At 64.0% G+C, this 25,393-nt stretch carries 29 protein-coding genes and 1 pseudogene; 14 read left to right on the forward strand and 16 right to left on the reverse strand.

What is annotated here, in order from left to right:
• Positions 1-88: 88 nt before the first annotated feature.
• The 3 genes from NKJ26_RS07570 to NKJ26_RS07580 form a co-directional block, all read right to left on the reverse strand.
• Positions 89-1,090, reverse strand: a complete 1,002-nt coding sequence (locus tag NKJ26_RS07570; protein WP_352694784.1) for an LLM class flavin-dependent oxidoreductase — start codon at positions 1,088-1,090, stop codon at positions 89-91.
• A gap of 67 nt (positions 1,091-1,157) precedes the next feature.
• Entirely contained in the window at positions 1,158-2,327 is a 1,170-nt protein-coding gene (locus NKJ26_RS07575) for an AI-2E family transporter (RefSeq protein ID WP_352694785.1), read from the reverse strand.
• A 249-nt stretch (positions 2,328-2,576) separates the two neighbouring features.
• A complete protein-coding gene (locus tag NKJ26_RS07580; protein WP_352694786.1) occupies positions 2,577-3,638 on the reverse strand; it encodes an LLM class flavin-dependent oxidoreductase in 1,062 nt (353 codons plus the stop codon).
• Positions 3,639-3,922: 284 nt separating this feature from the next.
• On the opposite strand from NKJ26_RS07580, the gene NKJ26_RS07585 reads away from it, so the two are divergent.
• A complete protein-coding gene (locus NKJ26_RS07585) occupies positions 3,923-4,351 on the forward strand; it encodes a DUF6481 family protein (protein ID WP_352603479.1) in 429 nt (142 codons plus the stop codon).
• A 76-nt stretch (positions 4,352-4,427) separates the two neighbouring features.
• On the opposite strand, the gene sugE is transcribed toward NKJ26_RS07585, so the two are convergent.
• Positions 4,428-4,742: a quaternary ammonium compound efflux SMR transporter SugE gene (sugE, locus tag NKJ26_RS07590; RefSeq protein ID WP_352694787.1), complete on the reverse strand. Its 315-nt coding sequence runs from the start codon at positions 4,740-4,742 to the stop codon at positions 4,428-4,430.
• Positions 4,743-4,997: 255 nt separating this feature from the next.
• On the reverse strand, positions 4,998-5,123 hold the full coding sequence (locus tag NKJ26_RS07595) for a hypothetical protein (protein WP_352603477.1): 126 nt from the start codon (positions 5,121-5,123) through the stop codon (positions 4,998-5,000).
• 232 nt (positions 5,124-5,355) lie between these two features.
• On the opposite strand from NKJ26_RS07595, the gene NKJ26_RS07600 reads away from it, so the two are divergent.
• On the forward strand, positions 5,356-6,330 hold the full coding sequence (locus NKJ26_RS07600) for a cation diffusion facilitator family transporter (RefSeq protein WP_352694788.1): 975 nt from the start codon (positions 5,356-5,358) through the stop codon (positions 6,328-6,330).
• A 29-nt stretch (positions 6,331-6,359) separates the two neighbouring features.
• Positions 6,360-6,764 (forward strand): GFA family protein, encoded by a 405-nt coding sequence (locus tag NKJ26_RS07605; protein WP_352694789.1) that lies wholly within the window; start codon positions 6,360-6,362, stop codon positions 6,762-6,764.
• Positions 6,765-6,781: 17 nt separating this feature from the next.
• Here the strand turns inward: NKJ26_RS07605 and NKJ26_RS07610 are convergent, their stop codons facing one another.
• Positions 6,782-8,029 (reverse strand): DNA recombination protein RmuC, encoded by a 1,248-nt coding sequence (locus NKJ26_RS07610; protein ID WP_352603471.1) that lies wholly within the window; start codon positions 8,027-8,029, stop codon positions 6,782-6,784.
• Between the two features lie 103 nt (positions 8,030-8,132).
• Between NKJ26_RS07610 and def the strand changes: the two genes are divergently transcribed.
• The 5 genes and pseudogenes from def (at position 8,133) to truA (ending at position 11,056) form a co-directional block, all read left to right on the forward strand.
• Positions 8,133-8,663 carry a peptide deformylase gene (def, locus tag NKJ26_RS07615; protein WP_352603469.1) on the forward strand — a complete coding sequence of 177 codons (531 nt, stop codon included), beginning with the start codon at positions 8,133-8,135 and terminating at the stop codon, positions 8,661-8,663.
• 8 nt (positions 8,664-8,671) lie between these two features.
• Positions 8,672-8,808: pseudogene (locus tag NKJ26_RS07620) on the forward strand (type II toxin-antitoxin system VapC family toxin); the annotation flags it as partial.
• 40 nt (positions 8,809-8,848) lie between these two features.
• The gene (gene fmt / locus NKJ26_RS07625) at positions 8,849-9,784 is read left to right on the forward strand and encodes a methionyl-tRNA formyltransferase (protein ID WP_352603467.1); all 936 of its coding nucleotides are present in this window, start codon (positions 8,849-8,851) and stop codon (positions 9,782-9,784) included.
• Complete coding sequence (locus NKJ26_RS07630; RefSeq protein WP_027028316.1) at positions 9,781-10,287, forward strand: GNAT family N-acetyltransferase; 507 nt, start codon at positions 9,781-9,783, stop codon at positions 10,285-10,287. Before fmt ends, NKJ26_RS07630 begins: the two co-directional genes overlap by 4 nt.
• Positions 10,288-10,306: 19 nt before the next feature.
• The gene (gene truA, locus NKJ26_RS07635) at positions 10,307-11,056 is read left to right on the forward strand and encodes a tRNA pseudouridine(38-40) synthase TruA (RefSeq protein WP_352603465.1); all 750 of its coding nucleotides are present in this window, start codon (positions 10,307-10,309) and stop codon (positions 11,054-11,056) included.
• 54 nt (positions 11,057-11,110) lie between these two features.
• On the opposite strand, the gene NKJ26_RS07640 is transcribed toward truA, so the two are convergent.
• Complete coding sequence (locus NKJ26_RS07640) at positions 11,111-11,743, reverse strand: transporter (protein WP_352694790.1); 633 nt, start codon at positions 11,741-11,743, stop codon at positions 11,111-11,113.
• 5 nt (positions 11,744-11,748) lie between these two features.
• Complete coding sequence (gene dapE / locus NKJ26_RS07645; protein ID WP_352603461.1) at positions 11,749-12,942, reverse strand: succinyl-diaminopimelate desuccinylase; 1,194 nt, start codon at positions 12,940-12,942, stop codon at positions 11,749-11,751.
• Positions 12,943-13,069: 127 nt separating this feature from the next.
• Between dapE and NKJ26_RS07650 the strand changes: the two genes are divergently transcribed.
• Entirely contained in the window at positions 13,070-14,113 is a 1,044-nt protein-coding gene (locus NKJ26_RS07650) for a 2-dehydropantoate 2-reductase (protein WP_352694791.1), read from the forward strand.
• Here the strand turns inward: NKJ26_RS07650 and NKJ26_RS07655 are convergent.
• From NKJ26_RS07655 to dapD, 4 genes are all read right to left on the reverse strand, one after another.
• Positions 14,079-14,789 carry a hypothetical protein gene (locus NKJ26_RS07655; protein WP_352694792.1) on the reverse strand — a complete coding sequence of 237 codons (711 nt, stop codon included), beginning with the start codon at positions 14,787-14,789 and terminating at the stop codon, positions 14,079-14,081. The two genes, NKJ26_RS07650 and NKJ26_RS07655, sit on opposite strands and share 35 nt — an antisense overlap.
• A gap of 15 nt (positions 14,790-14,804) precedes the next feature.
• On the reverse strand, positions 14,805-15,197 hold the full coding sequence (locus NKJ26_RS07660) for a DUF805 domain-containing protein (protein ID WP_081689702.1): 393 nt from the start codon (positions 15,195-15,197) through the stop codon (positions 14,805-14,807).
• Positions 15,175-15,537, reverse strand: coding sequence for a DUF805 domain-containing protein (locus NKJ26_RS07665; RefSeq protein ID WP_352694793.1), 363 nt, complete (start codon positions 15,535-15,537; stop codon positions 15,175-15,177). The genes NKJ26_RS07660 and NKJ26_RS07665 overlap by 23 nt, the downstream gene beginning before the upstream one ends.
• Positions 15,538-15,609: 72 nt before the next feature.
• On the reverse strand, positions 15,610-16,464 hold the full coding sequence (dapD, locus tag NKJ26_RS07670; protein ID WP_352694794.1) for a 2,3,4,5-tetrahydropyridine-2,6-dicarboxylate N-succinyltransferase: 855 nt from the start codon (positions 16,462-16,464) through the stop codon (positions 15,610-15,612).
• A gap of 144 nt (positions 16,465-16,608) precedes the next feature.
• Here dapD and NKJ26_RS07675 point away from each other — a divergent pair, with 144 nt between their 5' ends.
• Positions 16,609-17,454: an LOG family protein gene (locus tag NKJ26_RS07675; RefSeq protein WP_352603455.1), complete on the forward strand. Its 846-nt coding sequence runs from the start codon at positions 16,609-16,611 to the stop codon at positions 17,452-17,454.
• A 47-nt stretch (positions 17,455-17,501) separates the two neighbouring features.
• Here the strand turns inward: NKJ26_RS07675 and NKJ26_RS07680 are convergent, their stop codons facing one another.
• Positions 17,502-18,212, reverse strand: coding sequence for a pyrimidine 5'-nucleotidase (locus tag NKJ26_RS07680; RefSeq protein ID WP_352603453.1), 711 nt, complete (start codon positions 18,210-18,212; stop codon positions 17,502-17,504).
• 161 nt (positions 18,213-18,373) lie between these two features.
• Between NKJ26_RS07680 and NKJ26_RS07685 the strand changes: the two genes are divergently transcribed.
• The 3 genes from NKJ26_RS07685 to NKJ26_RS07695 all read left to right on the forward strand — a co-directional run bounded on the left by NKJ26_RS07685 (position 18,374) and on the right by NKJ26_RS07695 (position 20,984).
• Positions 18,374-19,135 carry a GGDEF domain-containing protein gene (locus NKJ26_RS07685; protein ID WP_352603451.1) on the forward strand — a complete coding sequence of 254 codons (762 nt, stop codon included), beginning with the start codon at positions 18,374-18,376 and terminating at the stop codon, positions 19,133-19,135.
• Between the two features lie 212 nt (positions 19,136-19,347).
• A complete protein-coding gene (locus NKJ26_RS07690) occupies positions 19,348-19,548 on the forward strand; it encodes a hypothetical protein (RefSeq protein WP_352694795.1) in 201 nt (66 codons plus the stop codon).
• Positions 19,545-20,984 (forward strand): GMC oxidoreductase, encoded by a 1,440-nt coding sequence (locus NKJ26_RS07695; RefSeq protein ID WP_352694796.1) that lies wholly within the window; start codon positions 19,545-19,547, stop codon positions 20,982-20,984. The genes NKJ26_RS07690 and NKJ26_RS07695 overlap by 4 nt, the downstream gene beginning before the upstream one ends.
• Before the next feature lie 70 nt (positions 20,985-21,054).
• Here the strand turns inward: NKJ26_RS07695 and phhA are convergent, their stop codons facing one another.
• On the reverse strand, positions 21,055-21,891 hold the full coding sequence (phhA, locus tag NKJ26_RS07700; RefSeq protein ID WP_352694797.1) for a phenylalanine 4-monooxygenase: 837 nt from the start codon (positions 21,889-21,891) through the stop codon (positions 21,055-21,057).
• Positions 21,892-22,030: 139 nt separating this feature from the next.
• On the opposite strand from phhA, the gene NKJ26_RS07705 reads away from it, so the two are divergent.
• The gene (locus tag NKJ26_RS07705; protein ID WP_352603443.1) at positions 22,031-22,507 is read left to right on the forward strand and encodes an Lrp/AsnC family transcriptional regulator; all 477 of its coding nucleotides are present in this window, start codon (positions 22,031-22,033) and stop codon (positions 22,505-22,507) included.
• 216 nt (positions 22,508-22,723) lie between these two features.
• Here the strand turns inward: NKJ26_RS07705 and argB are convergent, their stop codons facing one another.
• Both argB and NKJ26_RS07715 read right to left on the reverse strand, forming a co-directional pair.
• A complete protein-coding gene (gene argB, locus NKJ26_RS07710; protein WP_352603441.1) occupies positions 22,724-23,617 on the reverse strand; it encodes an acetylglutamate kinase in 894 nt (297 codons plus the stop codon).
• A 220-nt stretch (positions 23,618-23,837) separates the two neighbouring features.
• A complete protein-coding gene (locus tag NKJ26_RS07715) occupies positions 23,838-25,334 on the reverse strand; it encodes an amidase (protein ID WP_352694798.1) in 1,497 nt (498 codons plus the stop codon).
• Positions 25,335-25,393 lie beyond the last annotated feature (59 nt).

Here is a 25,393-nt window from a genome sequence, read left to right on the forward strand (position 1 = left end):
TCGTCACGGGGTGCCCGATCTTCCTGAGGAATACCGGCCCATAGCAAAACAACGCCGTCTGCGACAGTGCCAGACAGCGGGAAGCCGGTCACGCCGCTTGCGACAGCGATTTGTGCGCGTCAGCCAAAATCTCGAACGACCGCACCCGTGCCGCATGGTCGAAGATCTGCGCGGTGACCATCAGTTCGTCGGCGCCGGTGCGGCGCACGAACGCGTCGATGCCTTCACGGACCGTTTCGGGAGAACCGACGACGGCGCAGGACAGCGCCTGGCCGAGCATGGTCTTCGCCATCGGATCGAGATCGCGATCATAGCCTTCGACCGGGGGCGGCAATTTACCGGGCCTTCCGGTGCGCAGGTTGACGAAAGCCTGCTGCAGCGATGTGAAAAGCAACCGCGCCTCGGCGTCGGTCGGTGCGGCAAAGACATTGAGGCCGAGCATGACGTGTGGCTTGTCGAGCTGTTCAGACGGCTGGAAGCGCGAGCGGTAGATGTCCAGCGCATGATCGAGCTCCGCCGGCGCGAAATGCGAGGCGAAGGCGTAGGGCAGGCCGAGCATGGCGGCAAGCTGGGCGCCATAAAGGCTGGAGCCGAGGATCCAGATCGGCACGTTCTGGCCCTCGCCTGGCACGGCGCGGATGCGCTGGCCTTCCTCGGCCGGCTGGAAATAGCCCGTCAGCTCGACGACATCCTGCGGGAAATTGTCGACACCGGCCTCGAGATTGCGGCGCAGTGCGCGCGCCGTTCCCATGTCCGTACCCGGCGCCCTGCCGAGGCCGAGATCGATACGGCCGGGGAACAAGGCGGCCAGCGTGCCGAACTGCTCGGCAATCACCAGCGGCGCATGGTTGGGCAGCATGATGCCGCCGGCGCCGACGCGAATCGTCTTGGTGCCCCCGGCGACATGGGCGATGACGACAGCCGTCGCCGCGCTGGCGATGCCCGGCATATTATGGTGCTCGGCCAGCCAGTAGCGTTTGTAGCCTAGACGCTCGGCATGACGGGCAAGATCGAGCGAATTGGCGAGCGAGTGCGAGGCATCGCTGCCTTCGACGATCGGCGACAGGTCGAGAACGGAAAGGGCGGTCATGGGCGGAATCCTGTGTGGGAACCGCATGTAGGAAGCGGCCTGCGACGCCGCAAATTCAAAAAATTGATCAGCCCTTCGTGGATTCGGCGTCGGCCATCTCGTCCTCGTCCACCACCGCGGTATGCTGTGCGGCAAGAAAATTGCCGACATGGCTGAGCCCGTCGAAGTGGTCGCAAAAGGCCTTGATGACGACCAGCAGCGGCACCGCCATCAGAGCGCCGACGAAGCCCCAGAGCCAGGACCAGAAGGCGAGCGCGATGAGGATTGCCACGGCGTTGATCTCGAGGCGCCGGCCAACCACCGTAGGGGTCACGAACTGGCCTTCGATGATGTCGCATAGCAGCACGAAAGCCGGGGCCAGCAGCGCGTAGGAGATGGTGTCGAAACTGATCAACGCCATGATGGTGACGAGCAGGATCGTGATCAGTGCCCCGATATAGGGCAGGAAATTGAACAGGGCGGCGGCCACACCCCAGACCGACGGATTGGGCACCCCAAGCGCCCACAGGCCAAGAGCTATGACCGTGCCGAGACCGGCGTTGATGAGGGTGACGGTGAGCAGATAGTGCGAGATCTCGCGCTCGACGTCGTAGATGACGCGCAACGCCCGCTTCTTCTCGCTGAGGCTGGCGAAGGACTGGATGATCTTCTCATAAAACATGGTGCCCGAAGCGAGCAGGAACAAGGACAACACGAAGATGATGGTGAGGCTTGTTCCCGCCGACAGGAGGTTGCTGGCGGCTGACGACAGAACGCCGGACTGCGCCACCGCCACCTTCTGGATGCCGGGTTCCTGCGATGTCTCGGTCAGCTGTTCGATCTGATGCGATATCTGCATGATCCTTTCGAAGGGCCGCCGCAATTGCGCCAGGCGCTCGGTCAGTTGCTGGCCGATCGACGAGGTGTTGTTGATGATATCGATGATCGGACCGCTGAGCAGATAGCCGGCGCTGGCGAAGACGCAGATCGACAGCACCACCAGCAGCGTCGCCGAAACCAGCTCGGGAATGCCGTGCCTGCGCAGCAGCCGGACAATCGGCGTCAGCGTCAACGCCAGCAGGAAGGCCAGGATCACCGGCATGAAGAAGGCGCGGGCGAAATACAGCGCATAGACGACCATCAGCAGAAAGATGCCGACGAGCAGCAAACGCATCATGTGCGTGTCCGCGCGCGCCGCGGCGCGCGGGTCTGGGCTTTCGGCGACGCCTGCGCTCAAGACAGTGGGTTCGGTTTTCATAGTCACCCCTCGAGCGGGCGTCCCTCCGCGCGGTTATTGCTTGCATGGAACGCGCAGTTCCGGACGCCGGTTCCATGAGCCGGCTTTGAACCTGGGCTGTTGGCGCTGGGGCTCGGCGGGGAACCAGACGGCAGCCGAACCTACCGGTCTGACACAGGTCGGGCACATCGAACGGCTATCGGATGCAATCGAGACCGCGCCTTCGCAAGGTCCAAGCCGTCATGAGCCGGGACAAGCCCGGCCCGCAGCTCAGGCGACGGGCGCCGCTACCGCCGGTGCGGACTTCGCCGTTTCCTTGCGCACGATCGGCGCCACCTTGATGCCGTAGAGTTCGATCGCCTTCATGATCTTGGCGTGCGGCATGGTGCCGATCGCCATCTGCAACAGGAAGCGGTCATTGTTGAAAATCCGGTGGTGGGCGACGATTTTTTCAGCCACCTGCTCGGGATTGCCGACGAACAGGGCGCCATCGGGACCACGCGACTGATCGAAATGTGCCCGCGATGTCGGGCCCCAGCCGCGCTCGCGGCCGATGCGGTTCATCACTTCCGCCTGCGGCCCGTAGAAATCGTCGGCCGCCTGCTCTGTCGTGTCGGCGATGAAGCCGTGCACGTTGATGCTGGTGGCGAGGCCGGCCGGGTCGCTACCGGCACGCCTGGCGGCCTCGCGGTAGAGATCGAACAGCGGCGCGAAGCGCGCCGGCTCGCCGCCAATGATGGCGAGCGCAAGCGGCAGGCCAAGCGCGCCGGCGCGGGCGGCAGATTGCGGCGTCCCACCAATGGCGATCCAGATCGGCAGTTTTTCTTGCAAGGGGCGCGGATAGACGCCGCGATCGTTGATCGGCGCGCGCAGATTGCCCGACCATGTGACCGTCGCCTGGTCGCGGATGGCAAGCAGGAGATCGAGCTTTTCAGCGAAGAGTTCGTCATAGTCCTCGAGATTGTAGCCGAACAGCGGGAAGGATTCGATGAACGAACCGCGTCCGGCCATGATCTCGGCACGGCCGCCCGACAGCAGATCGAGCGTCGCAAACTGCTGGAAGACGCGGACCGGATCGTCGGAGGAGAGCACGGTGACGGCGCTGGTCAGCCTGATGCGCTTCGAGCGCTCGGCAGCCGCGGCCAAAGCCACGGCCGGTGCGGATGCGGCATAGTCGGGCCGGTGATGTTCGCCGAGGCCAAAGACGTCGAGGCCAACCTGATCGGCGAGTTCAACCTCCTCGATCAGGTTGCGCAATCGCTCATGCGGACCGATGGCGCCCGGGCCGGGCTGCGGGCTGACGTCGGCGAAGGTGTAGAGACCGAGTTCCATCTCAATGTCATCCTGGTTTCGGCGAATCGTATTCGCGAGGGATCCAAAAACGGCGCGCGGCGAATAGACCCGCCATGCCGGCTTCTGCTTCGCACCAGAGTTAGCGACCCGCCCACCGCGCCGCCAGAGGGCTGGACGGTGAACAGTGCATGTCGGTTTCGGGCCGAAAGGCGTCTCCCGCGCGCAACAGACCAGAATTTCATGGCTGGCATACCGTTTTGGCGCTTGAACTCTCGGTTTTCACGCGTATGTAAGCCTCGCGAATTGACTCTAGGGAAGTGGACTTGGCTATTTACAGGGAAAAAGACGTTTTCGAGCGGCGCAACGCCGCAAACGAGGCAAAGAAGGCGCTTCTCGAGCGCTTCAAGGCAAAGCCGGCCGCGGACGATCCCGCAGTGCTGGCACGGCAGGCAGAACGCAAGGCTATCCTCGCGGCCCGCGAAATCCGCGAGGCCGAGAAGGCCAGGCTGAAACAGGAAAAGCTGGCACGCGAAGCGGTCGAGAAGGCCGAGCGCGAGGCAGCAGCCGAAGCGGCACGCATCGCGGCCGAAGAGGCAGCACAGGCTGAAGCCAAGATTCGGGAAGCCGAAGAAAACGAGCGTATCGCCCGTTTTCTGGCCGACGAAGCCGAACGCAAGGCCAAGCGCGACGCGCGTTATGCGGCGCGCAAGCAGCGCACCGGCAGAACGCCTCCAGGCTTCTCCGCCCGCTAGCCTTCAGGTTACCGGAGCAATCTGCTTCGAGACTCAGGGTCGCCTCGCAGCGGCCCTGAAGGCGTTTGTCGTATGATCAGGCGGCGAACTTCAATCCCATGATACCGCAGACGATCAGCGCGATGCAGGCCAGCCTGATCGCGGTGGCTGGCTCGCCGAGCAGCCAGATGCCGAGCAGTGCCGTGCCGACGGTGCCGATGCCGGTCCACACCGCATAGGCGGTGCCGACGGGAAGAGCTTTCAACGCCAAGCCGAGCAGAGTGAGACTGACGATCATCGAGGCTACCGTAAGCACGGTCGGGACCAGCCTGGTGAATCCGTCGGTGTATTTGAGGCCGATCGCCCAGCCGATCTCGAACAGGCCGGCGCAAAACAGCAAGATCCATGACACGGGAACGCTCCACCAGCATCGGGCCGAAAAGCGTCCGGATTTCGGACAATCCGATGCGCAATCAGCCAAGCACCAAGCCGAAATGAAACCCGGTTCTCGCGTGCTCAATGGACGGGTCGTCCGGCCGAATTTCTGGGAGGTGCGGGCCGTCCCCGCGCCACACACATAGAGCTGCCCAAACGTCCGATCAGCAGCCTGCCGGCGACACACTCGAATGCCGCCGGTGAAATCTCGCCGTGCCGAGGCTACCGAGGCTTACTTTTCCTTGAGCCTCGTTGCCTTGACCGGCGGCGCCTTCAGGACCGGAGCGGGTACGGGCTTCTTGGCGTCCTTCTTCGGCTTGCGGGCTTCCTTGCCTGCCTTCATCGCACCTTTAGCCATGATTCGTTCCTCCAATTGCGGGAAACGAAGTGAAACAAGAGAAACGCCGGTAAGCAAGGGGCTGTTTCCAGCTGGTCGCAGGGCGCGGATGGCTGTCAACCGGTTTCGTGGATCCGCACGGGCTCCACACGCAGGCACGGACTGACGGTCGATGGCCGTGTATTGCCGATAGCTATGGAGCTTCGGCGGGCGGGCCGCTAAGCTTCGCCTCATCGAGCAAGGCGAGAAAGCGATGGCGGGGCACGGCGGCTCTCGAAAGGTCATCTATGCGGCGCTGGCCGGCAATCTGGCCATCGCTGTAACCAAATTCGCCGCCGCTTTCTTCACCGGCAGCTCGGCGATGCTGTCGGAAGGCGTGCATTCGCTGGTCGATACAGGCAATGGCGGCCTGCTGCTCTACGGCATGCGTCGTGCAGCACGCCCGGCCGACCGCACGCATCCGCTCGGTCACGGCCGCGAACTCTATTTCTGGAGCTTCATCGTGGCACTTCTCGTCTTCGCGCTGGGCGCGGGCGTGTCGTTCTACGAGGGTATCATCCACATCATGGCGCCGGAACCGATCGCCAACGCCAAGGTCAACTACATCGTTCTCGGTCTGTCCTTCCTGTTCGAAGGCAGCTCCTGGCTGGTGGCGCTGAGGGAATTCCGCCGGCAGAAGGGCCAGCAGGGCTGGCTGCAAGCCGTGCAATCGAGCAAGGATCCAAGCGTCTACACCGTGCTCTTCGAGGACAGCGCCGCCCTTCTCGGCCTCGTCGTCGCCTTTGCCGGCATCTTGGCGGCGGAATTGCTTGAGATGCCGAAGCTCGACGGCGCCGCTTCAATCGGCATCGCGCTCATCCTCGGCGCGACGGCGATCTTCCTGGCACGCGAAAGCAAGGGCCTGCTGATCGGCGAGCCGGCATCGCCCGAGGTGCAGAGACAAGTGCTCGCCATCGTCCAGAAGGATCCTGCGGTGCAGCAGGCGAACGGCGTGCTGACCGTTCACATGGGACCGGAGGAGATCGTCGCCGCCCTGAGCATCGAGTTCGAGGATCACCTGACGGCGCCTGAAATCGAAGCCTGCGTCGAGCGCCTCGAGGCGCGGCTGAAGAACGAGATGCCGGAGATCGCCCGGCTGTTCGTCAAGCCGCAGACGACCGGCACCTGGGAAAAGCGTCGCAAGATCGTCGAAGCCGCGTCAGGAGACGAGCCGGACCGGGCCGGCTAAGATGCTGGTGAGACAGGAGGAGGAAGACAATGAAGATCGACGGCGGATGCCATTGCGGCGCCATCACCTACGAAGCGGAGGTCGACCCGGAAAACACCGGAATCTGCCACTGCACCGATTGCCAACAACTGACCGGAACGGCTTTTCGAGTGACTGTGGGCGCTCCGGAAGACCGCTACCGGACCACCAAGGGCGCACCGAAGGTCTATATCAAGACCGGGTCCAGCGGCGCCAAACGCGCGCAGGGCTTTTGCGGCGAGTGCGGCTCGCATCTCTACGCCACGTCGGTTGGAGATGGACCGAAGGTTTATGGCATCCGGGTCGGCACGGCGCGGCAACGCGACGAGTTGGTTCCGCGACGACAGAGCTGGCACCGCTCGGCGCTGCATTGGCTGCCGGAATTTCAGGGCATGGCGACCATCGAGGAGCAGTAGCGCTCCTTCGGCCGAAATCAGTCGCCGTCCTCGACGACCCGCAGCCTGAGCTGCCCGGTCTTGGAATCGGCAACGCGCGTCGCCGTTTCGGTCTTGTCGCCGCGCGGCGGCTCGGCTTCGCTTTCGCCAAACTCCAGCGCCTCGATCTTCTGGCCGCGCTTGGTCACCTTCGACGTCGAGACGAGAATGTCGTCGATGTCCTTGGCCGACTGGCCGAAATGGACCTGCAATTTGCGCACCCGCTCGTCGACCCGCGCGACATCCTCCATCAGCCGGATCACTTCGCCCTGGATCAGGTGTGCCTGCTCGCGCATGCGGGCATCCTTGAGAATGGCCTGGATGACCTGGATCGACAGCATCAGCAGTGACGGCGAGACGATGACGACGCGGGAGCGGTGCGCCTTCTGGATGATCGCCTCGAAATTCTCGTGAATTTCGGCGAATACCGATTCCGACGGCACGAACATGAAGGCGGTATCCTGCGTCTCGCCCCGGAGCAGGTATTTTTCCGCGATATCGCGGATATGAACCTCGATGTCGCGCCGGAACGCCTGGGCGGCTACCTTCTGCAGGTCGGCGCCGTCGGCGGCGCGGATGGCGTTCCAGGCTTCCAGCGGAAACTTTGCGTCGATGGCGAGCGATGGCGCGCCGTTCGGCATCTTCACCAGGCAATCGGGCCGGCTGCCGTTCGACAGCGTCGCCTGAAATTCGTAGGCGCCGTGCGGCAGGCCGTCGGCGACGATCGCCTCCATGCGCGATTGGCCGAAGGCGCCGCGCGTCTGCTTGTTGGAGAGGATCGCCTGCAGCTGCACGACCTGGCCGGCGAGGGCCTGGATGTTGCCTTGCGCGGTGTCGATGACCGCCAGGCGCTCCTGCAGCCTGGCCAGGTTTTCATGCGTGGATTTGGTCTGCTCGGTCATGGTCTGGCCGATGCGGCCGGTCATGGCGTCCAGTCGCTGGCCGATCGACTGCGTCAGCTCCGCCTGCCGTGCCCCGAACACTTCGGCGATCGCCCCCATGCGGCCCTGCATCTCCGCCTGGCTTTGCAGAATGCCAGCCATCCGCGCCTCGGCGTCGCGGGCATGGTCGGCGGCTTCCGCGGCGGCGACGGCGCGCGCCTTGGCCGACCGCCACAGCGCGACGACAAGCGCCACGAACAGGCCGAGAAACAGCAAGGCGCCGAACGCCAAGGCATGGCCGAGCGTGATGGTGGTTGCGCCAAGCCGCGCGACAGGTTCGGAAAGGATGGTGCTCAGATCGTTCATGGGGACAGCATAGCCGATTCGCGCGGCCGGCACAGATCAAAACGTGAACGCCGTTCAAGCGCACCGGTTGACGCTTTTCGCTGGACGTCTTAGGTGGAACGCCATGCCGATCAAGCCGCTCATCATCCTTCCCGATCCCGTCCTGCGCCAGGTTTCCAAGCCGGTGGAGCGCGTCGATGCGCCTTTGCGCGAACTGGCCGACGACATGCTGGCGACCATGTATGACGCGCCCGGCATCGGGCTCGCAGCAATCCAGGTCGGCGAGCCGCTGCGCATGCTGGTCATCGATCTCGCCAAGGAAGACGAGACCCCGGCGCCGCACGTCTTCATCAACCCGGAAATCCTGGAAAGCGCCGACGCTCGATCGGTGTATGAGGAAGGCTGCCTGTCGATCCCGGATTACTACGCCGAGGTCGAACGCCCGGCCGCGGTTCGGGTCAAATATCTCGACCGCGACGGCAAGTTGCAGGAGATGGAGGCCGAGGGCCTGATGGCGACCTGCCTGCAGCACGAGATCGACCACCTCAACGGCGTGCTGTTCATCGACCACATCTCGAAGCTGAAGCGCGACATGGTGGTGAAGAAGTTCAAGAAGCTCGCCAGGGACAAGGGGCCCGGCAAGTTGGTGGGATAGGGAGCAATGGCCGCCCAATCAGTCTTTCCGACGCCATGATTGCCGCGCTTTGTCTTGCCCATGACGCTGCGCTTGCGACTCGCAATGTTCGCGACTTTGAAGGCTTGACCTGAGGATCATAAACCCGTTTGAAGCGGATGCCTGAGCCGGCTCACGGCGGGGGCGCAAGACAGGATCCGAAGAAAATGCCTCTTCGCGTCATCTTCATGGGCACGCCGGAGTTTTCGGTGCCGACGCTGCGCGCGATCGCGGAAGCTGGCCATGATATCTCAGCCGTGTACACGCAGCCGCCGCGCGCCGCCGGACGGCGCGGCCTGGAATTGACGCCGTCGCCGGTGCAGCGCGAGGCGGAACGGCTGGGCGTCGAGGTGCGTACGCCGGCATCGCTCAGGGGCGAGGCCGAGCAGGCGGCATTGCGTGCCTTACAGGCCGATGTCGCCGTGGTCGTCGCTTACGGCCTGCTGCTGCCGAAGGCGGTTCTCGAGGCGCCCAGGCTTGGCTGCATCAACGGCCATGCATCGCTTCTGCCGCGCTGGCGCGGCGCCGCCCCCATCCAGCGCGCCATCATGGCCGGTGACCGCGAAACCGGCATGATGGTGATGCGCATGGATGAGGGCCTGGACACCGGCCCGGTGGGATTGGTTGCAAAATGCTCCATCGAACCCGATATGACGGCCGGCGATCTGCATGATCGATTGATGACCATTGGGGCCGCGCTGATTGTGGAAGCGCTGGCGGGACTGGAGGGAGACGCCCTGGCGTTTGCCGCACAAGCGGTGGAAGGGGTGACTTACGCCAGAAAGATCGATAAGTCCGAGACGCGCGTGGATTGGACACGGCCTGCGGTCGAGGTCCACAACCACATTCGCGGCCTGTCGCCCTTTCCCGGCGCTTGGTGCGAGGTTGAAATTGGCGGCCGCGTGGAACGGCTGAAACTGCTTCGCTCGACGCTTTCGCAAGGCATCGGCGAGTCGGGAGGAATTCTCGATGACCGGCTGACGGTCGCCTGCGGAACAGGCGCGGTCAGACTGGTCGAAGTTCAACGGGCGGGCGGAAGGCCCGCCGCCGCGTCGGAATTCCTGCGCGGGGCCAAGATCGAAAAAGGAACGAAGTTGTCATGAGCATGATGTCGATACGCGCGGCGACGCCGCGGGATCGCGAGGCCATCCGCCTCGTCGAGGAGCACGCTTTCGGCCAGCAGGCGGAGGCCGGGCTGGTCGACGCGCTGGTCACCGGCGGCGATGCCGTTGCCGAACTGGTGGCGGAAGAAGACGGACAGGTGGTCGGCCATATCCTGTTTTCGCGGCTGTTCGTCCAGAACGGCGGCAAGAGTTTTGCGGCCGTGGCGCTCGCGCCGTTGGCGGTCGAGCCCTCGTTCCACGGCAGCGGCATTGGCGGCGCGCTCATCCGCGAGGCGCATATCCGCCTCAGGGATGCCGGCGAGACGCTGGCCGTGGTGCTGGGCGATCCGGCCTATTACGGCCGTTTCGGCTACAGCCACGCTCGCGCCGAGAAGTTCGAGAGCAAATACCAGGGCGAAGCGCTGCAGGCGCTGGCTTGGGGCGACGCACCGCAGACCGGCAGACTGGTCTACGCCTCGGCGTTCACCGCGCTCGCCGCCTAGGCGCGCGCGCTCGTCTGCCATGCCGCGTTTTCGCCTCGACATCGAATATGACGGCAGCCTGTTCGCCGGCTGGCAGCACCAGGCGGATCAGCCTTCGGTGCAGCAGGCGATCGAGCAGGCGATCGAAAAATTCTGCGGCGAGGCGGTCCGGTTGCGGGCGGCCGGCCGCACCGATGCCGGCGTGCATGCGACCGCCCAGGTGGCACATGTCGACCTCGTCAAGGCGTGGCCCGACGACAAGGTGCGCGATGCCGTCAACGCCCATCTGCAGGCGGCCGGCGCGCGCATCGCCATCCTGAAGGCCACCATCGTCCCGGAGGACTTCGACGCGCGCTTTTCAGCCACCGGCCGACACTATCTCTACCGCATCCTCAACCGGCGCGCGCCGTCGGCGCTGGAAAAGGGCAAGATCTGGTGGGTGCCGAAGCGGCTCGACGCGGGCGCCATGCACGAGGCGGCGAAAATCCTGCTCGGCCGGCATGATTTCACCACCTTCCGCTCGACGCAGTGCCAGGCCAACAGCCCGATCAGAACGCTGGAGCGGCTCGATGTCAGCCGGACGGGTGACCTGATCGAGGTGCGGGCGTCGGCGCGCTCCTTCCTGCACAACCAGGTGCGCTCCATGGTCGGCTCGCTCAAGCGCGTCGGCGAAGGCGGCTGGACCGCCGCCGACCTCAAAACGGCACTCGATGCGCGCGACCGTGCAGCCTGCGGCCAGGTGGCGCCGCCCGACGGACTTTTCCTGGTTGGCGTCGACTATCCAGGATAGAGAAAGCTCTATCCGGGCTAGAGAAAGAAAGCTCTATCCGGGCTAGAGAAAGCTCTATCCTGAGATGAGCCCGGAAAGACTCTGAGGCCCGACATCGTCCGGCACGCTGATGCCGAGCAGCATCTTAAGGCCGAACAGCACCACCAGCGACACGATGAACATGCCGACGAAAACCGCTGTGCCCACCGCCGCGCCCCTGCCGATCGTCGCATTGGTCATGCGCCAGGTCAGCACCATCGACAGCGCGAACAACAGCAGCGACACAAGGCTTGAAACCTGGCTTGCCGACGACAGGAAAAGCCTGGCCAGCGCCGAGGGCAGCATCAGCCAGGCGGTGATGGCCGAGGCCCAGTTGCTGGCAACGACGTAATGGACGAAGCGGCCGCCAATGCCGGCGCGCGGCGCGATTAGCGCGAGCGCGACCAGCGGCAGCACCCAGGAGCCGATATCGACGGTCGCCAGACGCAACAGCATGCTGAAACGGCCCGCGAAGGCATCGGGATCGCCGATTTCATTGGCGATGCCGACCCAGCCGACGATCAGCGCAGGCGCCGCAACGACGATAGCGAAAAAGGAATTCCAGAAACCATCCGCCGACAGGTCGAGCAGGCGCAAGCCGTCGACCTTTCCCAGCATCAGCCGCCAGGCGCCGGTCAGCGAAGCTTGGGTTTCATCCGCCGAAAGCATGCTACTCAGTCCTGTCCGAACCAGTCTTCGATGAAGCGCTGATAAATCTGCGTCAGCGTTTCGAGGTCGGCAATGGCAACGCGCTCGTCGACCATGTGCATGGTCTTGCCGACCAGGCCGAACTCGACCACCGGGCAGTAATCCTTGATGAAGCGCGCATCCGATGTGCCGCCGGAGGTGGAGAGCGCCGGCTGCTTGCCGACGACCGCCTTGATCGAACCGCCGAGCGTCTCGATCAGCCTGTCGTCGCGGGTCAGGAAGACATGGCTCGGCCGGTCGCGCCAGACGAGATCGTAGTCGACCGGCGTTTTCTTGGCCTGCCGGTATTTCCTGCGTTTGGCCGCCTGGTCGAGGCGGTTGTGAATCTCGGCCTGCACGGTCTCCGCCGTCCAGCTGTCGTTGAAGCGGATGTTGAAGGTAGCTAGCGCCTTGGCCGGGATGACATTGGTGGCCGGGTTGCCGACATCGATGGAGGTGACCTCCAGATTGGTCGGCTGGAAATCCCTGGTTCCCTTGTCGAAGACAGGATGCAGCAGGGCGTCGACCAGGCTCATCAGCCCGCGCACCGGATTGTCGGCAAGCTGCGGATAAGCGGCATGGCCCTGGCGGCCATTGACGGTGATGGCGCCGGAGATGGAGCCGCGACGGCCGATCTTGATCATGTCGCCCAGCGCGTCCGGGTTGGTCGGCTCGCCGACGATCGAGGCATCCCACTTCTCGCCCCTGGAAGCCGCCCATTCGAGCAGCTTGACCGTGCCGTTGATGGCCGGGCCTTCCTCGTCGCCGGTGATCAGCAGCGAGACCGAACCTTTTGGGCCGCCATTTGTTTCGACATGGCGCGCCACGGCGGCGATGAAGCAGGCAATGCCGCCCTTCATGTCGACGGCGCCCCGGCCATACATCTCGCCATTGGCGATCTCGGCGGCGAAAGGCGGATGCGTCCAGGCGGCTTCGTCGCCGACCGGCACCACGTCGGTATGGCCGGCAAACATCAAATGGCGGCCGTTGCCGGAACGCCGTGCATAAAGGTTTTCGATATCGGGCGTGCCATCCTCGGAAAACACCGGCCGATCGACCAGGAAGCCGAGCGGTTTCAGCATTGTTTCCAGCGCGCTCAGCGCGCCGCCTTCGGCGGGCGTCACCGAAGCGCAACGGATAAGAGCGGCGAGGTTTTCGGCGGGATCGGTCGGCAGCGTCATGGCAAAAGCGATAGTCGAAAGCAGGGGGCCTGTCACGGCCAGACATGGCGACCAGCCCAATGGCCGGCGATACCGCCGACATTATGGTTTTCATGTCGTATAGTTGGTGCCGGTGCGGAGCGACGGGATGGTGGAAGCGGACAAGACGATCGTCATCGCGGGCGCCGGCAGCATCGGTTGCTATGTCGGCGGCTGCCTGTCGCTTGCCGGGCGCCGGCTTATTCTGCTGGCCCGGCCTCGCATCCAGGCGGCGTTGCGGCAAGGCGGATTGCGGATCACCGACCTCGAAGGCCGCGATCGCCCGATCAAGCCGGAGGCGCTTGTCGTCACCACCGATCCGGCCATCGCCTTGCCGCGGGCGGATGTGATCCTGGTCACGGTCAAGAGCGGCGCGACCGAAGACATGGCCGCGCTCATCAGGGCTCACGCTCGCCCCGACGCTGTGGTGGTCAGCCTGCAGAACGGCGTCGACAATGCCGACAGGCTGCGAGCCGGGCCTGACGGCCGAACGGTGCTGGCCGGCATGGTGCCGTTCAATGTCGTGCAATCGCCCGACGGCGAGTTGCCGCTGCGCGTCCACCGCGCCAGCGACGGCAAGGTGATGGTGGAGGACGGCGCCGCCGGGCTTGTCGGCCTTCTCGGTGTCGAAGGGCTTGCGGTCGAAACCCATGGCGACATGAAGGCGGTGCTGTGGGGCAAGCTGCTGATGAATTTGAACAATGCGCTGGTGGCGCTCTCCGGTCTGCCGCTCGCAACCGAATTGTCCGATCGGCGCTGGCGGCTGATCCTGGCCGGCCAGATCGACGAGGCACTGGCCGCAATGAAGGCCTCCGGCATCGTGCCGGCACGGATCGCGGGCTTGCGGCCGGCACTGCTGCCGAAAATGCTCAGCTTGCCGGACTGGCTGTTCAGGCTGCTGGCGCGGCGCTTGCTGGCGATCGATCCTGAGGCGCGTTCGTCGATGTGGGACGATTTGCAGCGCGGCCGGCGAACGGAAATCGACGAATTGCAAGGCGCCATTCTGCGGCTGGCGGACCAAGCGGGCACGCCGGCGCCGACGATCAAACGGATCGCCGGCTTGGTGCGCGAGGCGGAAACGGGCAGGCATGGCTCGCCCGGCCTGACGCCGGAGCAGGTCAGCGCGCGGCCGGACGACCTTCGATCAGCGTGATCTTCTGCCAGATCTTGCGTGACAGGTTGGATGCCAGGTTCTCGATGTCGTTGACGCCGTCGATAACCACGTCGTCATTGACCGACTGGGCGAACAAGGCCGCGATCTTGCCGGTGATCGACAGCATTTCGGAGCAATAGTCGAGGTAGCGTGCCAGATCGGCGGGTTTGGTGATACGGGCCGGCGAATGCGTGGTCGGTTTGAAACTGGTGGAAAGAGCGGCCGGGTCCTTGGTCAGCTGGTGCATGTCGATGACGTGGATCAGCGATCGCAGGCCGTGCAACTGGCGAAAGACCTGCTTGCGCTTGATGCGCTCCTCGGAGCGGATCAAGGCGAGGAAGCCGACAATGGCGAGGATGAGCATGTTGAGCGAGGCTTCGATGCCTTGCACCGACTGGACGGCGTCACCGGGTTTGGAAATGCGGTCGAACGGCAGCACCGTGCCGACGAAGATGAACATCAGTGCGCCGGCGGCGACAGCGGCAATGACGAGGCCGCGCAACCACCAGATCGGCGCTTCCAGCGCCTTGGCGCCCTTTGCCAGATCGCGCGAAAGGGACACTAGCTCGGCGGCGACGCCGCGCAGGCCCGCCTCGGGAAAACGCTCGGCGACGCGCACTTCGAGCCGTTGCGCGGTCTCGATGATCAGTTCCGGATCGAGCGTGCGGTAGCGCATGGCGCCGGTCGCCCCTCAGGGTTGGGCAGGCTCGTTGGTGCGCCGGCCATAGCGGTTGGGCCCAGGCTGCCCTGGAAACAGGCACAAGACAAGGAAGGCGACGATCGAGACGACCGGCACGAATAGGATCACCGCGGCGATACCCGGCTTGTCAAAATCATGCAGCCGCTTCACCGCCAGCGCGATGTTCGACCAAAGCGATGCGATGAAGGCGACGAAGAAGATGAACGACCACATGTTGCTCTCCGCCGAGCCCTCCGGCACCAGCGTGAAACGGTACAGCGGAAAGGCCTGTATAATGGCGACGAGCAATCCGCCAAGAAAATAGGCCGCGCGACTGACGCGGCCCGATGTCTTGAAGAAAAGCCAGGTGAGATCCGGTCTGTCAGGCAAGCGGGTCCTGTCCATATTGATTGGCACCCCGGGTGCCTTCGAGGATGCCGAGTTCGAGCAGCAGCCAGATGCCGCCGATAAGGGGTACGAGGCCGATCAACGTCCACCAGCCCGACTTGTTGCGGTCGTGCCAGCGTTTGGCGTAGAGGGCAATCGCGAAATAGATCGACGCCAGCGCAAACAGGATGCCGAGGATGCCGATCTGGGCACCGCTGGCCGTGGTGAAACGTGTGCCGAGGATCGCATCGAGAATGAAGGCAACGATGCCGACAGCGACGAATATGCCGATACCGGCCCAGAACTTGGCGCGGTTGATGCGGCCGTCGAAACTTGTGAGCAGATATTTCCAGTCCATATCACCCCTCCATATTGAACCAGCGCGACCGATTGTCGCGCCGGCGGAAGGTGCGCCCGCTTTGCGGAAAGATCAATCGCGCAACAATTCGTTGATCGAGGTCTTGGACCGGGTCTTGGCGTCGACGCGCTTGACGATGACGGCGCAATAGAGGCTGGGGCCCCAGTTTTCGCCCGGCACGTTCTTGCCCGGCATCGTGCCGGCGACGACGACGGAATTCGGCGGCACTTCGCCATAGAAAACCTCGCCGGTTGCGCGGTCGACGATCTTGGTCGACTGACCGATGAAGACGCCCATGCCAAGCACCGAGCCTTCGCGCACGATGCAGCCTTCGACCACCTCCGAGCGGGCGCCGATGAAGCAATTGTCCTCGATGATGGTGGGGCCGGCCTGCATCGGCTCCAGCACGCCGCCGATGCCGACGCCGCCAGACAGATGCACGTTCTTGCCGATCTGGGCGCAGGAGCCGACCGACGCCCAGGTGTCGACCATGGTGCCCGAGTCGACATATGCGCCGACATTGACGAAGGACGGCATCAGCACCGCGCCCGGCGCGACATAGGCGGAGCGGCGCACCACCGACGACGGCACGGCGCGGAAACCCGCCTTCTCGAAATCGACGGCGCTCCAGCCGTCGAATTTGGAAGGCACCTTGTCCCACCACACCGCCTGGCCGGGACCACCCTTGATGATCTCCATCGGGTTCAGCCGGAAGGACAACAGCACCGCCTTCTTCAGCCACTGGTTGACATGCCATTTGCCGTCGGGCTGGCGCTCGGCGACGCGGGCGACGCCACGGTCGAGCAGGTCGAGCGCCGACTGGATGGCGTCTCGCGTCTCGCCGCTCGTCGCCGTCGAAATCGCGTCGCGTTCCTCGAAAGCCTTCTCGATGGTCTTTTCGAGGCTCGCCAGATCGGGCTTCGACATGATTTCGCTCCATTACCAAGCTGTTAAGGGCCTGAGCCTTAACCTGTCTAAAAGTCGCGCGGACCCTATGTTAAGGCTCAAAGGGGGTCAATCGCGTGTGCGTCACGGGACGGCGCAGTTAAGGGAATTGGACGGGTGGATTTGATGACTCCCATGGAAAAGGCGGGATGGACGCCGCTGCCGCACTCGGACGAGGATCTGGAGCGGTCGAAAAGCGTGCCGGACACGCCGCAGACGCGCGCCGAAACCTACCGGCTGGCGTGGAACGACCCCGACTTCATGACGCGGCGCGAACTGCGCGCGGTGCGCCTGCAGCTGGAACTCCTGAAACCGGAAATGATCCTGGCCGAACGCGGCATCCGTTCGACGGTGATCCTGTTCGGCGGCGCGCGCCTGCCCGAGCCCGGCGGCGAGGCCTGGGCGGCCAAGAACGAGACGCAGAAGAAGAACCTCGAGGAAAACAGCAAATATTACGAGGAGGCGCGCAAATTCGCCCGCCTCTGCTCGCAACAGTCGGCCACTTCATACTACCGGGAATATGTGGTGGTGACCGGCGGCGGGCCCGGCGTGATGGAGGCGGGAAACCGTGGCGCCGACGATGTCGGCGCACCCTCGATCGGCCTCAACATCGTCTTGCCGCATGAGCAGGCGCCGAACGCCTATGTGACGCCTGAGCTCTGTTTCAACTTCCACTATTTCGCTATCCGCAAGATGCACTTCGTCATGCGCGCCAAGGCGGTCGCGGTGTTTCCTGGTGGCTTCGGCACGATGGACGAGTTCTTCGAGACGCTGACCCTGATCCAGACCGGGCGCATGGAACGCGTGCCGGTGATCCTGTTCGGCAAATCGTTCTGGAAAAGGGCGATCGACCTCGACTTCCTCGCCGAACAGGGCACGATCAGCCCCGGCGACCAGGACATCATAGATTTCGTCGACACCGCCGACGAGGCATGGGGCATCATCAGCCAATTCTATAAGCTAGGTGAGTAGTGAGTAGTGAGTAGTGGAGACTGCAAGCGGCTCCTACTCACTACTCACTACTGCCTTATTCCCACAACTATCTCCGTCAGGAACTCGGCAAGATCGTCGGTGACGAAGTCGACGTCGTCTTCCTGGGCGGGATCACGTTCCCATATCTCGGAGAAGGTCGGTTCGAAATTGCGCGGCACCACCAGCACCGTGGTCATGCCAAGCGACTTCGGCACGGAAAGGTTGCGGGCGAGGTCCTCGAACATCACTGCATTGTGGCCGGTGACGGCGTGCAGCTCGGCGAACTTTTCATAGGTCTGACGCGCCGGCTTGGGATTGAGGCCGGCGGCGACGATGTCGAAGATGTCGTCGAAATGATCAAGGATGCCGAGCTGGCGGGCGGTGCGTTCGGCATGCCTGCGGTCGCCGTTGGTGAAGATGAACTTGCGGCCCGGAAGCTGGCGGATGGCGGTGCCGAGAACGGGATCCGGCACCAGCCACGAATAGTCGATGTCATGCACCTTTTCGAGAAAATCGTCGGGATCGATATTGTGGCGCGTCATCAGCCCGTTCAGCGTCGTGCCGTATTCCAGATAAAGCTCCTTCTGCAACTTGCGCGCCTCCTCGCGCGGCAGCGCCAGCAGTTCCCCGACATAGGCGGTCATCTTGACGTCGATCTGCGAAAACAGATTCGAATGATGCGGATAGAGCGTGTTGTCGAGGTCGAACACCCAGTCGGTGACATGAGCGAAACGGGCGGGATCAGGGAGCGTCGTCATGCGCTCCTTATCGCATGAAACGTCGGGACTGAAAGGAACTTTATCCACAACTTCTACGCGACGAGAGTGGCAGAAATGGCTTTACGATTCAAATTTTAAGCATCCCGGAAAGGTGACATTCAGGGCTTGCTGGCACAGAGACAGTCCTGTGGGAGCCAGCGATGAACAGCATAATTCTGAAATCCGCCGCCATCGCTTTCGCCTCAGTCGCCGCCTCTCTCCTGCTGACGCTGATCATCGTTCCGGCCATGGGATTCCCGGTCAACCGGACGATCTGGTTGACCTCGACGCTTTGTCCGCTGGTGCTTGCATGGGCGGCCTGCGCCGGCACCGTCTGGCAGAGCGACAGGCTGAAAAACGCGCATCGCGAGCTTGCCCGCGCCCATGCCCAGCTTGCCGCCGCGCACCGCCGCCTGGCGGAAAAGGCAAGCCGCGACGACATGACCGGCATGCTCAACCGGGAGAGCTTCTTTGCAGCGCTCGACGGTTCGCGCCGCAAGTCCGATCGCGGCGCGCTGCTGATCATCGATGCCGACCACTTCAAGGCGGTCAACGACAGTTTTGGCCACCTGACCGGCGATGACGCGCTGCTGTTGATCGCCAGCGCCATTGAGCGCGGCGTGCGCGGCGGCGATGTGCTCGGCCGCATCGGCGGGGAGGAGTTCGGCGCGTTTCTCGTCGGCGCCACCGAACAGGAAGCCAAGCGCGTTGCCGAACGCATTCGCCGCGAAGTCGAGTTGATCCGCTTCCGGCCCGTCGACGAACGGACCATTCCGCTGACCGTCAGCATCGGCGGGACCGTCTGCGGCGAAGACGTCAACGTATCGGAGCTGATGCGGGCCGCGGACAGGCGCCTGTATCAAGCCAAGCATCGCGGGCGCAACCTGGCGATCCTCGACACCGACCTTTCCGAGGCGGCGTGAGGCTGGCCGATCCAGCGCACGCTCAATCCAGGGCCCCGCTAAGGGTTCTCTAACCCTGTTTGCATTCGGTTGTGCCGCTTGCACGCCGTTTTGGTGGGTTGCTGCCAAGCTTGGCACGATACTGGCTTCAGTCGTGATGCGTGTTCCGTTTCGGGGAACTGTCGTTCCGGGAACGCCATGCGGATCGAGGCCCCTTACCCGAGAGACCGGTCATGAGTTTCTTCATAAAAAACATATCGCGCCGCACGATCGTGCAGGCGCTGATCGCACTGCCTGCCCTGTCCTTGTTCCGCAAGCTGCCTGATGCCGATCCTTCGCATGCCGGTCCATCCCGGGCCGACCCATCCAGAAACGACCCGGACGAGATCGTCGAGGTCAATGGCTGGATCCTGAAGCGGAGTGACCTGGCATGATCTTCGACAGCTACGAGGCGTATCGCGCCGCCGACTTCAAGCCCAGGGTCTGCATCCTGGGTTCCGGCCCGGCCGGCACCACCATTGCCCGCAAGCTTGGCGCCTCGGGCATTCCGGTGGTGGTGCTGGAGGCCGGTTCCAGGGACTTCAGCGACGAGTCGCAGGATTTCTACCGCGGCGCCACGGTCGGCGATTTCTATTTCGATCTCGACATCACAAGGCTGCGATACATGGGCGGCAGCTCCAACCACTGGGCCGGCTGGTGCCGTGTGCTCGACAAGCAGGACTTCGAGCCGAAGGCTTGGGTGCCGGATACCGGATGGCCTATCCGCCGCACCGACATCGAGCCGTATTTGCCGGAAGTGCGCGACATCCTCGACCTCCCCGACTTCCGCCCTGACATGCCGGTCTCGGACGACATCCGCTGGGTGCAATTGATCAAGAGCCCGGCGGTGCGCTTTGCCGAAAAGTTCGGCGACGAACTCGACAAGAGCCGGAACATCGCCGTCGTGCTCAACACCTATGCCACCTCGCTCGCCGGCGACGGCAGGCGCGTGACGGGCGCCAGACTGTGGTCCGACGGGCAGGACGCCGGCTCGTTCAGCGCCGATTATTTCATCGTCTGCACCGGCGGGCTGGAGAATTCACGGCTGTTGCTTTGGTCGAACCAGCGCTCGAATGGCGGCGTGGTGCCGAACGCGACGGCGCTCGGCCGCTACTGGATGGAACACCCGACCTTCCAGGGCGGCAACGCCATCCTGTCAAACTATGGCGAGTTCGAGGTGGATGCCGTCAACGAGGCCTTCTTCTCGCCGACGCTTGCCGCGACGGAGCGCCTGCGGATCATGAATTTCGGGATCAGGCTGATCAAGACGCCTTATCCGGGTGTCAAGAACCTCATCGCCGATCTCGCCTGCACGGCGCCGAACATGGCCGAGTGGATGTCCTCCAAGCTCAGCCAGAACCTGCGCTGCGCGGCCCAGCTCTATGTCGCCTGGGAGCAGGCGCCGCTGGCCGCCAACCAGATCGACCTGTCAAAGACCGAAGTCGACCATGCCGGCGTGCCGCGCATCGAGCTGCACTGGCAGAAATCGGAACTGGAACGCCGCACCCTTCTCGAAGGACTGAGGCTGTTCGGCACGACGTTGATCGAGAAGAATCTCGGCCGCGTACGCATCGCCGACTGGATCATCAATGATCAGGACTATCCGACCGATGACGAGACCGCGGGCCACCACCATATGGGCGGCACGCGCATGGGTAGCGACGTCACCAAGAGCGTGGTGGACGCCAACTGCAAGGTGCATGGCATGGACAATCTCTATGTCGGCGGCTCATCGGTGTTCTGTACATCCGGTCAGGCCAACCCGACGACGACGATCACCGCGCTGGCCTGCCGGCTGGGGGAACATCTGAGCAAGGTGGTCGGCGCCTGACAATTCCGCCGGCAAACTCTCCGCATCGCTGCAACACGATGTTCGGCGATGCGGAATTCGCCAGCGTGGGTCAGACCGTCGCCGGATCGAGCGCCGGCTGGCCCTTGCGGCGGGCGACGATCGCCTCGAAATCAGCGGTCTGGAAGGCGTCGCGCAAGGCGTCGAAGGACGGCAGCACGAAATAGGCCCGCTGGAACTTGTCGATCTCGTAGCCGGTGCGCATCACCGTTTCCAGGTCGAAGGGTACATGGTGGGCGTCCTTGCCGTCGACGGCGAACTGCAATTCGGTGAAGGACGACATCAGGCCGGCGCCAAAGGCCTTCAGCGGCTGGCCGGCCTCCTGGATGAGGCCGTATTCGGCCGTGTACCAGTAGAGCCGGGTGATCATCTCGTCGCCGCCCAGCGCAATGATGTCGCCGGCCTTGCGGCCGTACATCTGCATGAAATCGGCGAACACCGGCTGCGACAGCACCGGCACGTGGCCGAAGAAATCGTGGAACATGTCCGGCTCAACGATGTAGTCGAGTTCCTGCCTCGTGCGCAGCCAGTTGGTGACGGGGAAGCGGCGGTTGGCGAGGTGGTCGAAGAACGGTGCGGCCGGAATGAGACCGGGCACGGCCACGATCTCCCAGCCGGTCAGCTCACGCAGCTTGGCGCTGACCTCGTCGAAGTCCGGGATGCGGTCCAGCAGGCCGAGCTTCTCGACACCGTCGAGGTAGGAGTGGTGGGCGAGCTTGCGCGTCAGTTTGGTCTGGCGGTCGCAGAGCGTGCGCCACACCGCCTGTTCCTCGGTACTATAATCATAGCCCTGCGCCACGGTGAAATCGGCGCGGCAGACCGAATAGTCGCCGCGCAACCCTTGCGCCGCGCAGTCGCGGGCATATTCGGCAACGCTCATCGTCGTCATGGCTTTTCTCCTCGCAAATCATGAATGGCTGACGTGCAGCAAGACTAACCGGATTTGCCGAGGCAAATCGGTTTCGATGATGGCGCGAACGCAACATTTGGGATAACATTCACTCATAAAATAAATCAGGGGAGTGAAAATGCCTCAATTCGACGATTTCGAGATTAGGATGCTCGACGTGCTGCAACGCGACGGACGCAAGCCTGTGTCCGAATTGGCGCAGGAGGTGGGCCTGTCGACGACGCCGTGCGCGCGGCGTTTCGAGGCGTTGCAGGATGCCGGCATCATCAAGGGCTTTGCCGCCGTGATCAGCCGCCGCGCCGTCGGCCTGATGGTCGAGGTGTTCATCCAGGTTCGCCTCGTCAGCCATAGCGACGGTTCGCCCGAGAGCTTCATTGCCGCGGTGCAACGCATGGACGAGGTGTCGTCATGCTGGACGATGACCGGCGACCACGATTTCCTGCTGCATGTCATGGTGCCGTCGGTCGACGAACTCAACGCCTTCGTCATGCATCGGCTGATGCGGCTCGAGGGCGTGCGCGACGTCCATACGCAATTGGTGCTGCAGAACATCAAGGGACCCGGCCACGTGCCGCTTGGACATCTCAGGCGGTGACATCGTTTCGTTTCGGCATTCCTGCCGAAAAGCTGCACGCAAACTGCTGAAACGGGCCAATCGGGCGTCGACATCGCCGGCCGGCATGCACGGACCAATTTCCCGGAGGTCCGCCATGAAAGGCCTGACGCTTGCCGAATTCTGGGGGCGCGCCACGGGACGCGGAAGAGGAATCGACGACCGGCGCGCAAGCCTGCCTGACCGGCCGGCGGCCGCTCAGGGCACGATCAGCGTGCCGGCGCCGTGTTCGGTGAACAGTTCGAGCAGCACCGAATGCGGCGTCTTGCCGTTGAGGATGACGACACCCTCGACGCCGCGCTCGATCGCCTCGATGCAGGTCTCGACCTTGGGGATCATGCCGCCCGAGACCGTGCCGTCCCGGATCAGCGCCCTGGCCTCGGCAACGGTCAGTTCGTCGATCAGCTTCTTGTTCTTGTCGAGCACGCCCGGCACATCGGTCAGGAACAAAAGGCGCGAGGCCTTGCAGGCGCCGGCGATGGCGCCGGCGAAGGTGTCGGCATTGATGTTGTAGGTGTGGCCGTCGCGGCCGGGCGCCACCGGCGCCAGCACCGGGATCATTTCAGAGCGCGCCAGAAGGTCGAGCAGCGTGCGGTCGACCTCGACCGGCTCGCCGACGAAACCGAGATCGAGCACCCGCTCGATGTTGGAGTCCGGATCAATCATCGTCTTGCGGGCCTTTTCGGCGAAGACCATGTTGCCGTCCTTGCCGCACAGGCCGATCGCCCATTCGCCCTCGGCATTGATGAGAGCGACGATCTCCTTGTTGATCGAGCCGGCCAGCACCATCTCGACGATCTCGACCGTCTTCTGGTCGGTGACGCGCAGGCCGCCCTCGAACTTGGATTCGATGCCCATCTTGGTCAGCATGGCGCCGATCTGCGGCCCGCCGCCATGGACGACGATCGGGTTGACGCCGGACTGCTTCAACAGCGCGATGTCGCGCGCGAAGGCCTTGCCGAGTTCGCTGTCGCCCATGGCGTGGCCGCCATATTTCACCACGACCGTCTTGTTCTCATAGCGCTGCATGTAAGGCAGCGCCCTGGAAAGCAGGGCTGCCTGCATCTCGGCGGTGGCGGTTATCTCCGTCATCGGCGTGGTTCCCGGCTTTTGATTTTATGCATCTCGTTGTCCCAAAACCGCGAAGCACTTTTGGGCGACATGCACTTGGTTTTTGCATGTCGTTGTCCCGCGACATGCACTTGGTAAGGACGGCGGCGTCTTAGCGGGAATTGATGCGCGCCGCAAATGGCTTTGCTGTCATATTCGAGCGCCTCATGACCTCGTCATCACGATGGCACCACCGGGGCCATCACGATGGCACCATCAGCGGCGCCCTGCGGCCGAGCCAGCCCGAGATCTTCTCCATCTGCGCGGCCAGCGACAGCAGCGTCTCCTCATCGCCCGGGCGGCCGGCGGCCTGGATGCCGAGCGGCAGGCCGGCGTCGGTGACATGGACGGGCAGCGCGATCGACGGTTGGCCGCTGACATTCTGGATCGACGGCCACGGGGTGAACCAAAGGCTCTTGTCCATCATCTGGCCGAAAAACGGCCTCAACTTCAGCAGCGGCGTGAGGTGAAGCCTGTCGAGCAGGTTTTCGATGAGTTCATCGGCGCCTTTCGGATCCATCGCGCCGCAAGTCAGCGGCGGATGGGCGATGATCGGCATCAGCACGGCGTCATAGTGCGCGGTCTCTTCGATCACCCGCCGCGAGGCCGCGTGCAGCCGCTGCAGCGCGGCATAGGTCTCGCCGGCCGAAACCAATTCACCCAACCTGCCGAGCACCCGCGTGGCGCGCTCGACGTCGCCGGTCACGGAACGGCCGACGCGCTGCTTTTCGGCCCGCATGGTGCCGGCGACGGCGGAAGCAACCGTCCTGCAGAAGTCGGCGACGAACTCGCGGCCGATGGAGGGCAGGTCGATTTCCTCGACCGTGTGGCCGCCCTCGCGGGCGAGCGCCACCGCCGTGTCGAGTGCTTTCAACGTCTCGGTCGAAATCGGCAGGCCGAGCGGCGATTTGCGGTACATGGCGAGCCTGAGCTTGCCGGGATCGCGCGCGGCGGCGGAAGCGAACGTCCCCTTCGGCGGCGGGGCGGCATAGGGCGACAGAATATCCGGACCATGGGTGAGATCGAGCAGCAGTGCGCAATCGCGCACCGAACGGGTGACCGCATGGTCGACGACCATGCCGTACCAGCTTTCGCTCACCAGGGGCGTCAGCGGGATTCGGCCCCGCGAGGTCTTGAGCCCGACAAGCCCGGTGCAGGCCGAAGGCACCCGGATCGAACCGCCGCCATCGGAGGCATGCGCAACCGGCACGACGCCGGCGGCGACCAGTGCCGCCGACCCTCCGGATGAGCCGCCGCTGGTGTGGCCGGTGTTCCACGGATTGCGGGTGATGCCGAAAGCCCTGGATTCGGTCATCAGCCGCAGCCCATGTTCCGGCGACGTCGAGGTGACGATCGGAATGAGCCCGGCGGCGAGATAGCGATCGGTCATCACCGAATTGACGTCGGGCAGCCAGGCCGGAATGCGGCTGCCGCCATGCGTCGGCACGCCCTTGATGGCGATGCCGAGATCCTTGATGGCGAAGGGAACGCCGGCCAGCGGCAGCGAGCGGTCGATGCTCTTCGCCCGCGCCCGCGCGGCGTCATAGAGCGGCTGGGCGGTCGCATTGATTTCCGGCCTTGTGGCCTCGGCGCGCGCGATCGCCGCTTCGGTCAGCTCGATCGCGGACAGCTCGCCCTTGCGGACCAGCCCTGCGAGGCCGGTGGCGTCTTCTTGCCAAAGTATCCGTTCGACCGACATGCGCGTTCCCCCACTGCCGGCAAGCTAGCCAGTGGCGATTTCCTTGGCAATCAAAGGTT

The sequence above is a fragment of the Mesorhizobium sp. M0152 genome, assembly GCF_040322415.1.
In the GTDB taxonomy this organism is placed as follows: domain Bacteria; phylum Pseudomonadota; class Alphaproteobacteria; order Rhizobiales; family Rhizobiaceae; genus Mesorhizobium.